We start from the raw sequence: 13,969 nt of genomic DNA, 5'->3' as shown, positions 1-13,969 counted from the left end.
GATACCAGCACAGGCAAAGAAATCAAAACCCTTACTGGGCATACAAACTCGGTTTATGGCATCAGCTTCAGTCCCGATGGCAAGATGCTAGCTTCTGCCAGCGCTGACAACACGGTGAAACTGTGGGATACCAGCACAGGCAAAGAAATCAAAACCCTTACTGGGCATACAAACTCGGTTTGGGGCATCAGCTTCAGTCCCGATGGCAAGATGCTAGCTTCTGCCAGTGCTGACAACACGGTGAAACTGTGGAGGCTGGATTTTGATTATTTATTCCAGAAAGGGTGCAGTTTTATGCGCGAGTATTATAAAACCAATCCCCCTGAGAATGAGAGTGACAAGCATCTGTGTGATGGTGTTGGTAATTCGTAATACCGCTACGCAGAAGCAACCTACGTAAGTCCTATTCGTATTAAAAAACCATATCAAATAAGGGATTTCTAAGAAAGAAATTATCCAATATTGTGGGGTGGGCATCTTGCCATTGGTGTCAAGTTAAGGTGAAACCCTTGTCAATACGTGATATTGAGTTCACTCGCTGACCATCACGATCCGCGTTACCCCACCCTAACCCTCCCCTTGTAAAGGGGAGGGAACTAGATAGATTTCTTTTTCCCCCCTTTCCAAGGGGGGATTAAGGGGGGTAAAACGTATGTGGAATAAGCGTTTAAGCTTAACTTGATGCCAATGGCATCTTGCCCGCCCTGAATCTAAGGTGGGCAAGACATATTATCCAAACTTGATATTATCTATGCGGGAACCGTTATAAGTAATGTTTAAGCTGTAGTTAATACAACTTAAACAGTACTTATTAATGGTGAAGGTGTAGTTACAGACGCTCATTATATGATAAGTAAAGTTAAAGCTGTAGTTAATACAAGTTAAGCATTAATTATAGATACTTATTATATGATAAGTAATGCTCAAGCTGTAGTTAATACAACTTCTTCTGTGGTTATAAATGCTCAAGCTGTAGTTAACACAACTTCTTCTGTAGTTATGAATGCTCAAGCTGTAGTTAATACAGCTTCTTCTGTAGTTATGAATGCTCAAGCTGTAATTAAGATTAGATAAACGCTTTAGATATAGCGGTTCTGGTTTAGATGCAGCTTGGATGCAGTACAGTTTTGACCTCTCTCCTAAAAGGCTACTGTGTACACACAAGTAATTACCCCCCTTAATCCCCCCTTGGAAAGGGGGGAAAAATGAAATCTAGTTCCCTCCCCTTTCGAAGGCTACTGTGTATACACAAGTAATTACCCCCCTTAATCCCCCCTTGGAAAGGGGGGAAAAAGAAATCTAGTTCCCTCCCCTTTCTAAGGGGAGGGTTAGGGTGGGGTAAAGCCCTGGTTAATCAGCTATTTCAGACTTGTGTGTACACCGTAGCTCCTAAAAAGAGAGAGGCTTTGAATGTTACTCCCCTTCCCTGGAATGGAAGAGGGTTAGAGGGTTAGGTCTGTATTCCATACAATTGGGAACCGCTAAAAATTAAGAGAATTTACCAGTAGTTATCTCATAAAAAGTATAATTATTTTTGTGGATTTTGCTGAACCAGAATGTATTTTCAGTAAGACATAGTAACTGTATAAATATTACAAGTAACTAAATTTATGTCTTTGAGAAAACGTACATCCCGCGTTCTAGAAAATGCTGAGTTAAGATTTGCTGGACTCAAAGCAATTGATGCCAATCTGGATCTTGGAGAGACTTGTAATTTAAAAATACTGACAGAACTAATTGAGCAATTACGCAGCAAGTTAGAAGCTCATAATACTGCTCTCAGCACGATTGACTCTTCCAAAGTAGAAATTGAAGAGTTAGAACAAACCTTGGGTGGTTTCTCCGAAAAAATGCTCATGGGAATCGGCTTTAAATATGGCAAAGATAGCCGCGAATATGAGATGGCTGGTGGAGTTCGCAAAAGTGAACGTATCCGTAAAAGCAGAGCAACTCGCTTGAAAACTATTGCACAAAAAGCATCTAGCCAAGGCACTCAACCCTTGTAGATGTGTAAACAATACAGTTTGGATAGGCAGGAGCAGGGGAGCAGGGGAGAAGTTGCACTAAGTCTTTCCCCTCTGCCCCTCTGCCTCTTGTGCCCAATGCCCAATGCCCAATGTCTAAAATTCGCGTTGTGAAAAGATCAAAATAGCGATCGCTAACAACATGGCACTATAAAGTAAGCCATAACCAGCATTCATAATCAGTGCAGTAGTGTCAGGTAGTGCTTGCAGACCATAAACGGCATCATTTTTCAAATCTAATCGAGATAAATCTGGTAAGAAAAGAAACAAAGCTTGAGTTAGACGTTCCATACCAGGGTTACGGCTCAGACGACCAAGTTGTACTAAATCTTGAGTAATATTTCCGATTAAATATACCGCAAAGGTTAAAACAGTCGCTAGCAGAGAAGCAGTAAAAACACCAAAGGTAATAGCCACGGCAGTAATTAATGACAACTGCAAAAATAAGAAAATTCCAGCAATTAGAATGCTTGCCGTAGGATGAGGAATATTACCAATTTGCAGAAATACCAGATAAATTACTGTCATCGTGGCAATAAGTACAGCTAGAACTGCGGATAAACCCAAGTATTTGCCGACGATAATTTCGCTGCGACTAACGGGTTTAGCAATTAATACTAAAATAGTGCGTTTTTCAATTTCTTTATTAATTAGTCCCGTACCAATAAATATCGTAATAATTAACCCGATGGCATTCATCGCTGCCATCCCAAAGTCTAAAAACATTTTATCTTCAGCCGTAGCTGCAAATTCAGGAAGGACGCGGAAGGCAGTGGCAAGTACTAGCGCATAAAAACCAATAATATATAAGATGCGATCGCGTACCACTTCCTGAAACACATTCTTTGCCAATACAAAAATTCTGTTAATAGTCATTTGTCATTTGTCATTGGTCATTTGTCATTGGTCATTGGTCATTTGTCATTGGTCAAAAATTATTATTCTCCCCTCTGCTTCCCCTGCTCCTCTGCCTCCCCTGCCTCCCCTGCTCCTCTGCTTCCCCTGCTCCTCTGCCTCCCCTGCCTCTCCTGCTCCTCTGCCCCTCTGCCCCACTCGTCACTGCTGCGGAGGCGGTGAACCAGAAATTAATTTACTGGCGCGATCGCATTCGATTTCTGCAACTGTAATCTTATTCTCAGAATTATTGGTTGCTGCAACTGGTTCAATGCGACAAGATTTTTTTAAGTAATAGCCCCGTGGGTTAGAACTCGGGCCTATCCAAATACTTAATAAATCTAATATATATCCAGACTTAGTATTAGCTACACGCGGTTCAACGCGCCATAGTTCCTTCTCTTCATATTTACTCAGGTTCTTTTTAATGATTTCCCTGCCCAGATTTCCTACCCGCTGTTTTGCATCTAGCAACCATTTTTCTACTTCTGACCAAGGTCTTTGGGCTATTTGCTCTACTACTATTGGTTGAAGTCTCTGGAGAATGATAACGCCGTTCTTGGGAATTTTTACTAATTCTTCTGTTCTAGGAACAAAGGTACTATGTTTAAAAGTATCTGCCTGCAAACTGGGATATTGTCGTAACCAATTATCCGTCACAAAGTGAAACTGAATCCAGCAACTTAGCAACATACTACTAGCAACTAAAATTATGATTCTTTGGCGATCTTGTGGTTTAGGAATGCGAGCTTTTGCATCGGTGTCATTTCCTTCGATAAACTCTGGTATTGCCGTAATTAGTGCTGAAATTGTCGGCCAAAAAACGATTGTTCTGGGTGTAATTATATCTCGTTGATCTCCAAATGCAAAAACACTCACTAAGAATCCAGTGATTACTGCCCCGACTGGCATAAAAGTACCAGGAACCCTCAAAGGATCTTCAGTTGTATACCAAGCTGTGCCGGCAATTAAAAATAACCAACCGAAAAAGGCAATTACATCTTTGATATAACCTGTGGCACAATATGAAAGTATCCAAGAAAAAATACTCAAATAAATAAATGTCTGCCAAGAATAAGCTTTGGGTGGAATTAATATTTTTCTAATTCCCGCATAAAGCCCTTCAACAAATTTAAAAGCCCCAAAGGCATCTTTTAGTAGCGTATTCATATTCCTCCTTACACCTGATTAATCAATGTTTTTTCTCTGAATTAAACAAGTAATTTCTTGCTATTTTGAACGAAATAATAAAATAATAGTTATTGCAGTATAGCTTAGAGAGTTTGCTATTAGTATAGTTGTAACTAAATTAGTATTTTGGAAATTCAGGGTGGTAAAACGACGCCGTTGCAAGCGTTGGGATGTTTTAGGTTCCTCTTCATTGGGAGCAAATGATTCATTTAATGAGAATAACAAGACCCTTAAAATGAAAAATTTCATCAAAAACGTAGTAAAAAAAATTATACAAGCAGTTAAAATAATTAAAGGCTGTGTGTTCGCCGATTTGAAATTATTAAAAAACATATAGTTAATTAATTCTGATTTCACCTGTATTGGTAACATTGGTTCTGATACAAAAAATATGAACCAACCAATTACGCTAGAAAACAGATTGATAGAAATTGCATAAAAAGTACTAGTTTTTTTGTCAAATTTTAGTCGAGAATGCAAAACATAAGCTTCGATGGGGATGGCAATCAGTACAAATAAAAAGTCAAACAGAAATCCACCAATGGGAAAAATCCTGGGAAGCATCCAATTATCAGGCATAAAGGTTACGGGTAAGGGTTAACTGTAGTGAGTATAACTGGGATAGTAAGGGTGATGGGGGAAATTATCCCATTGTTCTTGTCCTTTACTATGCGAGTGTGCCAGTATTCCTCTATTAGACTTCTTCCAGAAGTGGGGAAAAGGGTAAGGGGTAAGGGGTAAGGGGTAAAGGTATGGAATTATTCCTTCCCCTTTAACCTTTCCCCAACCGGAAAGCAAAAGTTACTTTTGCTTTCCGGTCTATTGATATTGTTAATAGAGCGAACTAACCCTTGTACAAAGGCGTTAGAGGGGCAGTTTCTCTACCTGAGAGTACAAGAGGTTAGGTAAGATTAAAGACTGCCATAGTTATAGCTTTTCCAGAGATGACAAGGAACGGTATTGGGATTCGGACGGCGCAAGTGCGTCAAGAACGGCTTATTGGTCAAATTCACGTTTACGATGGTCTGGGTAAAGGTAAATCTCAAGCGGCTTTGGGAGTAGTTTTGCGCTCCATTGGCTTGGGAATAAATACGCCTAGCAATTCTAATCGTGTTTTACTGCTGCGGTTTTTAAAAGGGCCAGAACGTGATTATGACGAAGATGGCGCGATCGCAGCTTTACAACGCGGGTTTCCCCATTTAATTGACCAGGTTCGCACTGGGAGAGCGGAATTTTTTGGACATGAGGAAATTACCACTTTTGACCGAGATGAAGCAATGCGGGGTTGGGATGTTGCCAAAGGTGCGATCGCTAGTGGTTTATATTCAGTTGTCGTCTTAGATGAAATTAACCCAGTTCTGGATTTGGGTTTGCTACCAGTGGATGAAGTTGTAAAGACATTAAAATCTAAACCCCAAGAGTTGGAAATCATCGCCACTGGACGCGCCGCACCGCAAAAATTGCTCGATATTGCAGATTTGCACTCAGAAATGAAACCTCATCACCACCCAACAGCCAAAGCTCTCTTCCTGGAAGGGATTGAAATTTATACTGGTGCTGGTAAAGGTAAGTCTACTAGTGCTTTGGGCAAAGCTTTGCAGGCAATTGGTAGAGGAATTAATCATCCAGGGTCTACCCGTGTATTGATTATGCAGTGGCTTAAAGGTGGTAGCGGCTATACAGAAGACGCCGCGATCGCCGCTTTGCAGCAGTCATATCCAGAAGTGGTGGATCATCAGCGTTGCGGTGGAGATGCGATCGTCTGGCGAAATTCCCGACAAGAATTAGATTATGTAGAAGCCGAACGAGGTTGGGAAATTGCAAAAGTTGCGATCGCCTCTGGATTGTATAAAACTATTATTCTCGATGAACTCAATCCCACCGTTGACTTAGAATTACTCCCCGTAGAACCCATTGTCCAAGCTTTACTCCGCAAACCCCGCGATACCGAAATTATTATCACTGGCCGTTGCCAAAATCCACCCGCATATTTCGACTTGGCTAGCGTCCACTCAGAGGTTTATTGCCACAAACACTATGCTAATCAAGGCGTAGAACTTAAACGAGGGGTAGATTTTTAAATGGGGCATGGGGCATTGGGCATGGGGCATTGGGCAGATAACTGAATGTTGACAGATTAGCGGGAATTTGTACTTTCGGGTAGTAAAATATTTTGCACAAAGCGATCGCGTCCTGCTGCCTTTGCTTCATACAACGCCCGATCCGCTGCGGCAATCATTTCTTCTAAGTCAGAATCTGGCTGAGGAATTTCTGTCGTAAACCCAACACTAATAGTTACATGAGAATTAACTTGGGAATTTTGATGGGGAATTGCTAGCGCTCGGACAGCATGACAAATTTGGTCGGCAACATGAATCGCCCCCTTAGTGTCTGTGTTCGGTAAAATCACAGCAAATTCTTCCCCACCATAACGGGCAACTAAATCTCCGGGACGTTTAATAATATCTTTGATGGCTTGAGCAATTTTCTGAAGACAGCGATCGCCTACCCGATGACCATAGGTATCATTATATAATTTGAAAAAATCAACATCGCAAAGAATCAGAGAAAGCGGACGTTGCTCGCGTTTTAGACGCTGCCACTCTTGGGAAAAATACTCTTCAAACCGTCGGCGATTGGCTACTTGAGTTAATCCATCGATAGTAACTAATCGCTGCAATTCCAGATTCATGGTTTCTAGTTTTTGCTGTAACTGAGATTGCTGAATCAAGCGTTTTACCCGTTGTCGCAAAACTGGCCAGTGAATCGGTTTGGTAACAAAATCCATTGCTCCCACTGCAAATGCACGGTCAACTGACTCTTGATCTTCCAGTCCTGTAATCATTAAAACTGGAGTATGCTTGTTACAATCCAGAAGTTCCAACTGAGTGCAACACTCGAATCCATCCATATCCGGCATTATGGCATCAAGGAGTACTATATCAGGGTGCAGTTGGTTAAAAAGATTTATTGCCTCTATGCCATTTTGAGCTTCCACTATTTGATAGCCTTCCCGCTCTAAGAAATGCCGCAGTATCATGCGAATAAAAGGTTCATCATCAACAATTAAAACTAAAGATTGGCTTTCTTGAGCAGTGGCTTTCATGGTACTTCCTTCGCGAGTTCTTTTTCTAAGGCAGTTTTAACTTGTTCATATTCCTGATACAGTAGTGAAAGTAATTCTAAATTGTTTTCTAAGTTACTGCTGCGTGCTTGTACTTCTAACACCTTGCAAAGGTGTGCCAAAGCGATCGCTCCAATAGAAGCACTGCTGGACTTGAGTTTGTGTGCTGTCTGCCATATAGTCTGGATATCCTGAGTTGCGATCGCTGTGCTGATATGTTGCACTAGTCTGGCTGTCTCTGTAAGATAACACTCAATTAGTTCAGCAAATGCCACACGATCTCCTCTAAGCATAAGCTGCAAGGATTCGAGGATTTTGGCATCAATTTTGGTACTTTTTAATGTCTGGTTTTGCCATGACTGTAAGATATTTGACGAAGGTTGCAATTCTGGACGCATTACTTCCCCTTGTTGTTCGATGGAAGTGAATTCAAAATTTCTTTGGGGTGAACATTTGCTGAGTGCCTGAGCTAACTCTTGTAGTTGAATGGGTTTGCTAATGTAGTCATCCATACCAGCAGCAAGACAAAGTTGGCGATCGCCCCGCATGGCATTGGCAGTTATGGCGATGATATAAGGACGAAAACCCACCTCCCATTCTTGACAGATTTTTCGAGTTGCTTCTAACCCATCCATTTTGGGCATATGAACATCCATCAACACTACGTCAAATCGCTGTTTTTGCAGAGCTGCGATCGCTTCTAGCCCATTGCTGACGACCTCTGCGCCATAACCTATTTTCTGTAGCATCAATAGAGCAACTTTTTGATTAACAATTGTGTCCTCTGCCAGAAGAATTCGCAGTGGCAGTCGATCACCCAAATGCCGATCTACCAAGGGAAAATGAGAAATACTGCCGATCCTCGGCTGATTTCCCAAAACACCAGTCATAACATCGTAGAGTTGAGAGTGTTTGATGGGTTTACTCAAAGCAGCAGCAAACTGGACATCATTAAAATCAGAAAAAGTTTCTACTTTCGCTAAAGAGGTCATAATTACCAAAGGCAGATTTTGACAACCAGATTGCTTGCGGATTTGACGAGCTAGAGTTATGCCATCCATTTCCGGCATCTGCATATCTAAAATAGCTATATCAAACTGTGTTCCCTGAGCAAGTTTAACTAAAGCTTCTTTTCCAGATTTGGCAGCATAAGTTTCCATCTTCCAAGACTCAGCTTGCAAGCTAAGAATTTGGCGATTGGTTAAATTATCATCCACAATCAATAGTCGCTTGGATGCAAGCAGGGTTGAAGTGCTTAATTCAGCTTGTTCTGATTGAGCAGCCACTTTGGTAATAATGGTGAAGTAAAATGTTGAACCTGGTGAAGAGTCAGGAAATGATAATAATTTTCTCTTATCCCATCTAGGGCTAGAATTACCACCAACAAACCCTTGGCTTTCTACCCAAAGAGTGCCGCCCATCATCTTACTGAGCCGCTTACTAATCGCCAATCCTAGCCCTGTGCCACCGTATCGTCGAGTCATGGAGACATCAGCCTGAGTGAAAGGTTGAAATAATCGCTCTATTTTCTCTGGTGCGATACCAATACCTGTATCTTTGATTGCAAATTGAATTTCGTAGAGAAGTTGCTCTTTTTCAACAGGTATCGGGGATTGGGCATAAGAGGCAGAGGGGCAGAGGAGCATAGGGGCAGAAGGGAAAGACTTACTGCTACTTCTTCTTTTCTGCTCCCCTGCTCCCCTACTCCCCTGCTCCCCTGCTCGCCAGTCCCCAATCCCCAGTTCAACAGAGAGTAATACTTCTCCGGTTTCGGTAAACTTGATCGCATTATTGAGAAGATTCATCAAAACTTGGCGCAGACGAGTCAAATCACCGACGATCTGAATGGGAACTTGGGGCTGGATTAGATAAACTAGTTCGATATCCTTTTGGGCAGCTTTCGGAGCTAAAAAGGAAATAGCCTCCTCCACACAAGCTCTTAAACTAAAAGGCTGTTCTTCTAATTCCAGTTTGCCCGATTCAATTTTGGAGAAATCTAGAATATCGTTAATGATGGTGAGTAAAGTATCTCCGCTACTGTGAACTATTTCTAGAAAGTCTTGCTGTTGAGGTGTAAGGTCAGTATCCAGCAGTAGGCCTGTCATGGCAATAACAGCATTCATCGGAGTCCGAATTTCATGGCTCATCATCGCCAAAAACTCACTTTTTGCCCGATTTGCGGCTTCTGCTTGACGTTTTGCCTGCTCCAAGGCAAAGTTTTTCAAGGTAAGTTCTTCACGTTGGCGTGTTTCTTGTTCCAGTAAGTGAGCATGTGCTAGAGCAATACCCAGTTGAGCCGCCACAGCTTCTAGTAATTCGATTTCACCTTGTGTCCATTGACGAAAATAGCTGCACTGATGTAAACCGATCGCACCATTGGGTTCTCCTTGATAGGAAGTGCGGATTGACAGCATAGACTTCAGCCCAATTTCTCGGCAGATAGGCTGAACTATTTGCAGTAAAGGCTCAACGTAGACATTTGGAGAAGCGATCGCACTTTCTTGGGCGATCATCTGCTCGGCATGAGGATTGTTAGTCATGGGAACTTCCAATTTCAATACAGAGCAGTAACCAGGGAGTGTATTATATTCTGCAACTAGAGGGATTTGGGGTGTGGGGTTACTAATGTAAGAGTGAATCAGGCAGCGATCGGCTGCAAATGCTTGTCCAATTTGAGTAGCAGCCGTCCTAAAGATTTTGCTGGTGTCAAGACTTTGACGAATTTCTTGAGTAATTTGTTCGAGTAGTAGGGTGCGATGCAATTGCTGTTGCAGTGCCTCTTTAGCTCGTTTGTGTTCGGTAATGTCATGATTAATGCCGACAGTCGCAACAGTTTCCCCCTGTTGATTCTGTAGAGCAACTACGGTTGTTTCGCAAATTCCCTCACTACCATCTTTGCGAATAAAGTGTATTTCTCCTGACCAGCGTCCTTGCTGATTCACTGTTGACAAAATGTTGGCGCTTAATGTTGCGGCTACTTCCGGCTGATGCAAAATACTGGGATGTTGAGTTAAAATCTCGGCTTTGGTATAGCCAAACATACCTTCGGCAGCAGGATTCCAGTCAATAATACTTCCGGTTAAATCTGTGATAATTACGCCATCATGCATATTTTCAAAGGTGAGAGCTTGCCGACGTAGATTGGCTTCGGCTTGCTTGCGTAAGCAAAGCTCTTTGTAGACATCGCTAATATCTCTCTGAATGCCAATGAAGTGGCTTAACTCACCATTGTCATCATGAATCGGAGAAATACTCAATTCATTCCAAAACAAAGTACCATCTTTGCGATAGTTGCGGAGAACAACTTTGCAACTTCTTCCAGCTTGAATAGATGAGCGCAATTCATTAAGTGCTGGTTGCTGGGTATCTGTGCGTTGCAAAAATCGACAGTTTTGCCCAATTACATCAGTAACACTGTAGCCTGTTATTTGCTCAAAGGCAGGGTTAACGTAAATAATGGGATTGTAGGCGATTTTGGCATCGGCAATCATAATTCCATTACTGGTAGCGGCAAGTGCCCTCTCCCTCAGCCTCAAGGTTTCTTCAACCAGCTTTAAATCAGTAATGTCAAACATAAATCCCCTCAGCCCGATCGCAGTTCCGGCTTCCTCAACGACACTAACAATGTCTCGCAGCCAAACAACTCGCCCATCAGCAGCTAACATTCGATATTCCAATTCGTGATTTTCGCACCTAGCAGTTGCTTCTTGACAAAAACGAACAGAATTTTTCTTGTCATCTGGATGCAGATGATTAACCCAAAAATTTTCCTCGTACCACTCTGCGATCGGATAATTTAGCAAGTCTACCGCTTGTGGCCCAACATAAATAAATCGCCAAGTTTTCAAGTCCAATTCCCAAGGGATGACTTTGACAGTTTCCACCAACTGTCGCAAACGATTTTCACTGGCGATCAGGGCAATTTCTACCTGTTTCTGTTCAAAAATCCTGTGAGTTAACTCCTGATTGATTGCTGTTATTTGTTGATTTCTTACTTTCATTGCCAAGGCAAAATAAATTGATAATGTTAGCGTGACAATAACTAATAACCCTGCAATCAATTCTACTTGTGTTGATAATCCCGGATTTTGGATTAAAAGTCTCTGCCAGAGTAGGAATACAGAGATTGAGAAGAAAATCCCCAGCAACAGGGCAAGTAATTCTTGTTGACGAAAAAATCTCACAGCTTTGAACCAGTTATATAGGTGCTGTTTTTCCACTTATTAACTCTCTAGAATTTTCAGGGCTTATTGCACTAACTTTTACTTTTAAGTAATCTAAAATACCAATAACAAGGGGGAATTTACGGAATTTATTTTTAGTTAATATATCAATATATTTATGTATTTTACGAAAAGTTTAATCATTTCTAATTATAATTACACTTGTTTTGATACCAATTATTTTATTTATGAATACGCATAGTAAAAAATCCCACCACCTGCGGCACATCTCCTTGGTAAGGTTGGCAGGGGCCAAAACAATGTGCAGCTTCACCGAAAATTCGTATGAGAACTGCTAATTTTCAGTAGTACAGCCTGATGTTAATTGAGATGGTAGAAGGTACTAGAAACCAAAAGATCCCCAACTTCTTGAAGTAAGTCGGGGATCTAAGCCTCTTGCTGGAGAGCAAATTAAATATAGTGGTTCGCGCAAATTTTCAGTAGACTACGCCTGCGATCGCAACAAAAGGGTAATGAAAATTCAAAACCAGATTGTAGAGACGCGATTTATCGCGTCTTGAAAGACCAATAACCCTTAAGCCAAGCATATTGGACTAAAAACAAGGGTTAATGCCATTCGCTTGTACTTTAAATTGCAGCTTCTTGGCGTTGACAATCAAAAACAACCATGTAGGAAGCATCTGGTATTTCTTGAGGAAGGTGCCGCATATAGCCATCGGCATCAGAACGGCTGCGGAAGCGAGCAACAATCTCCCGTTGCGTATTAGGAAGTTGACGAGCGATCGCCCAAGAATTGAGGCGTTCTTTATACGCAAGAGTTTGATTGTCTGATTGGGAAGTTTTGTTATCCGTATTTTCTGGCATAATTATGTTAACCGTATGAAGTTTAATGAAGGGCGTTAATTAGTTTCTAGGTAGGAATGCACCAACGCTTTTTTTAATGCTGCTGCCACCTTGTTATTCGATTATTAATAAATTGTCAACACTGAAGCCTATATTTTAGACCAATCAAGTTCAAATTTTCAGATGGCAATGACTCTCAAAGCCTTAATTTGCAATTGTTTCCAGGACACAACAATGTTCTGGCAGAAAGTTTGAGAATTATTAGGTTTGCATTATTTGTATGTATACACATAAGTAAAGTCCGCATCAGTGCTAAAACAAACATTAATGTCTGAAAAAATACTATTTAAAAGCTGAAGAGAAAATGAATAATATACATAGAACTAATCAGCACGTACACACTCTTAATTTTTCTATAGTGTGATTAGTAAAGCTACATTGCAGGCATTTACATTTTTTATAGTTAGTTGAGAATAATTAAATTTTCAGAGTTTATTGAAATATTCAAAAATGAATTTTCCTTCAGCTTTTGACTAGAGTTTTAGAGACAAAGCATAGTGCAATTGTTGAAATTTAAAATTCTTGACTAATTGTCACAAAATAGTTAAAATCTTTTCGACGAAATTATGGTTATCGATAATGAAAACACCATTTTTAACATCAATAATTCAAAAAATAGCAGAGGAAATAGAAGCAGTAGTTTTAATAGACCCAGAATGCACTTTTATGGGATTGATTACATTTAAAAACGGCAATAAAACCTTTTTTCGTAATACCAGGTTTAGTATTAATTCTTTTGGCTCGGTTGCAATTGCTAAAGACAAAGCAGTTTCAAACTTTTTTCTGAATAAATTTGGCTATAAGGTTACTGAAGGAAAAACGTTTTTTAGTGACGAATTATGCGAAGAGATAGCTAATCCTAGAAATATAGATGCAGGATTTTATTATGCTAAGGAGTTGGGATTTCCTGTAATTGTCAAGCCGATCAATCTTAGCCAAGGAATGTTTGTTACCAAGGTTTACAATAAACAAGAATATTACCAAGTAGCTAAAAAAATCTTGCAAAAAATCTCAGGATTTATTGTTGAGCGATTCTATAGTGGCAATGATTATAGAATCGTAGTACTTGATGATGAAGTAATTTCGGCATATCAAAGAATTCCTTTATCGATCGTCGGAGATGGTCAATCTACTGTTTTGCAACTTATGCAACAGAAGCAGGAAACTTTTATCAAAAATGGTAGACAAGAAATTATAGATTTTGAAGATTACAGAATCCAAAAAAACTTGCGAAGACAGAAGCTAAATTTTAGTAATGTTATACCTAAGAATAATATAGTTTATCTTTTAGATAATGCAAATTTATCAACTGGAGGTGAGGCAATAGATTTCACTGATAATATCCATCCTGATTTTAAAAAATTAGCAGTAAATATTACAAAAGATATGGAGTTGAGATTATCAGGTGTGGATATTCTTGCTAGTGATATAACCTCACCAATGGAAGATTATACAATTATTGAAGTAAATGGCGCTCCTAGCTTAACTCACTATGCGTCATTTGGTGAAGTTCAGACAAAAAGAGTCGAAAATTTATATCTCCAAGTTCTCAAAATACTTGAAAACGAGAATAAAAGAGTAAATAATTGATTTTGACTGGAGGCGAAGCAGAGGTTGCTCCCGTCCTGAATTCTTTTTCAATTCTAAAG

General features: G+C 40.4%; 11 protein-coding genes. 5 read left to right on the top strand and 6 right to left on the bottom strand.

The features are described from left to right. From RM049_RS32560 to RM049_RS32550, 3 genes are all read left to right on the top strand, one after another. On the top strand, positions 1 to 372 hold a 372-nt coding region (locus tag RM049_RS32560; RefSeq protein ID WP_416212675.1), incomplete at its 5' end, for a WD40 repeat domain-containing protein. A gap of 537 nt (positions 373 to 909) precedes the next feature. Continuing rightward, positions 910 to 1,074, top strand: a complete 165-nt coding sequence (locus RM049_RS32555) for a hypothetical protein (protein ID WP_322707121.1) — start codon at positions 910 to 912, stop codon at positions 1,072 to 1,074. A 536-nt stretch (positions 1,075 to 1,610) separates the two neighbouring features. After that, positions 1,611 to 2,006: a hypothetical protein gene (locus RM049_RS32550; RefSeq protein ID WP_322675462.1), complete on the top strand. Its 396-nt coding sequence runs from the start codon at positions 1,611 to 1,613 to the stop codon at positions 2,004 to 2,006. Between the two features lie 114 nt (positions 2,007 to 2,120). Here RM049_RS32550 and RM049_RS32545 read toward each other — a convergent pair whose 3' ends face one another. From RM049_RS32545 to fraC, 3 genes are all read right to left on the bottom strand, one after another. Further along, positions 2,121 to 2,900 (bottom strand): ABC transporter permease, encoded by a 780-nt coding sequence (locus tag RM049_RS32545; RefSeq protein WP_322707120.1) that lies wholly within the window; start codon positions 2,898 to 2,900, stop codon positions 2,121 to 2,123. 180 nt (positions 2,901 to 3,080) lie between these two features. Continuing rightward, a complete protein-coding gene (gene fraD, locus RM049_RS32540; protein WP_322707119.1) occupies positions 3,081 to 4,088 on the bottom strand; it encodes a septal junction protein FraD in 1,008 nt (335 codons plus the stop codon). Positions 4,089 to 4,148: 60 nt separating this feature from the next. Then, positions 4,149 to 4,688, bottom strand: a complete 540-nt coding sequence (fraC, locus tag RM049_RS32535) for a filament integrity protein FraC (RefSeq protein WP_322707118.1) — start codon at positions 4,686 to 4,688, stop codon at positions 4,149 to 4,151. A 365-nt stretch (positions 4,689 to 5,053) separates the two neighbouring features. On the opposite strand from fraC, the gene RM049_RS32530 reads away from it, so the two are divergent. After that, positions 5,054 to 6,190 (top strand): cob(I)yrinic acid a,c-diamide adenosyltransferase, encoded by a 1,137-nt coding sequence (locus RM049_RS32530; RefSeq protein ID WP_322675466.1) that lies wholly within the window; start codon positions 5,054 to 5,056, stop codon positions 6,188 to 6,190. Positions 6,191 to 6,246: 56 nt separating this feature from the next. Here RM049_RS32530 and RM049_RS32525 read toward each other — a convergent pair whose 3' ends face one another. From RM049_RS32525 to RM049_RS32515, 3 genes are all read right to left on the bottom strand, one after another. Next, positions 6,247 to 7,215: a PleD family two-component system response regulator gene (locus tag RM049_RS32525; protein WP_322707117.1), complete on the bottom strand. Its 969-nt coding sequence runs from the start codon at positions 7,213 to 7,215 to the stop codon at positions 6,247 to 6,249. Next, positions 7,212 to 11,453: a PAS domain S-box protein gene (locus RM049_RS32520; protein ID WP_322707116.1), complete on the bottom strand. Its 4,242-nt coding sequence runs from the start codon at positions 11,451 to 11,453 to the stop codon at positions 7,212 to 7,214. The genes RM049_RS32525 and RM049_RS32520 overlap by 4 nt, the downstream gene beginning before the upstream one ends. A gap of 591 nt (positions 11,454 to 12,044) precedes the next feature. Then, the gene (locus tag RM049_RS32515; RefSeq protein ID WP_322675469.1) at positions 12,045 to 12,281 is read right to left on the bottom strand and encodes a hypothetical protein; all 237 of its coding nucleotides are present in this window, start codon (positions 12,279 to 12,281) and stop codon (positions 12,045 to 12,047) included. A 618-nt stretch (positions 12,282 to 12,899) separates the two neighbouring features. Between RM049_RS32515 and RM049_RS32510 the strand changes: the two genes are divergently transcribed. Next, positions 12,900 to 13,910, top strand: coding sequence for a cyanophycin synthetase (locus RM049_RS32510; RefSeq protein ID WP_322707115.1), 1,011 nt, complete (start codon positions 12,900 to 12,902; stop codon positions 13,908 to 13,910). Positions 13,911 to 13,969: the final 59 nt, after the last annotated feature.

It is taken from the genome of Nostoc sp. DedQUE04 (assembly GCF_034530995.1).
GTDB lineage: Bacteria > Cyanobacteriota > Cyanobacteriia > Cyanobacteriales > Nostocaceae > Nostoc.
Note: the sequence above shows the minus strand (reverse complement) of the source record. Positions and strands in the feature narration are given on the sequence as shown.

Bases quoted from the DNA above. Each gene is read 5' to 3' on its own strand.
- RM049_RS32555 (WP_322707121.1), top strand. From the start codon at position 910: ATGATAAGTAATGCTCAAGCTGTAGTTAATACAACTTCTTCTGTGGTT.
- RM049_RS32550 (WP_322675462.1), top strand. From the start codon at position 1,611: ATGTCTTTGAGAAAACGTACATCCCGCGTTCTAGAAAATGCTGAGTTA.
- RM049_RS32530 (WP_322675466.1), top strand. From the start codon at position 5,054: ATGACAAGGAACGGTATTGGGATTCGGACGGCGCAAGTGCGTCAAGAA.
- fraD (WP_322707119.1), bottom strand. From the start codon at position 4,088: ATGAATACGCTACTAAAAGATGCCTTTGGGGCTTTTAAATTTGTTGAA.
- RM049_RS32515 (WP_322675469.1), bottom strand. From the start codon at position 12,281: ATGCCAGAAAATACGGATAACAAAACTTCCCAATCAGACAATCAAACT.
- fraC (WP_322707118.1), bottom strand. From the start codon at position 4,688: ATGCCTGATAATTGGATGCTTCCCAGGATTTTTCCCATTGGTGGATTT.
- RM049_RS32545 (WP_322707120.1), bottom strand. From the start codon at position 2,900: ATGACTATTAACAGAATTTTTGTATTGGCAAAGAATGTGTTTCAGGAA.
- RM049_RS32525 (WP_322707117.1), bottom strand. From the start codon at position 7,215: ATGAAAGCCACTGCTCAAGAAAGCCAATCTTTAGTTTTAATTGTTGAT.
- RM049_RS32510 (WP_322707115.1), top strand. From the start codon at position 12,900: ATGAAAACACCATTTTTAACATCAATAATTCAAAAAATAGCAGAGGAA.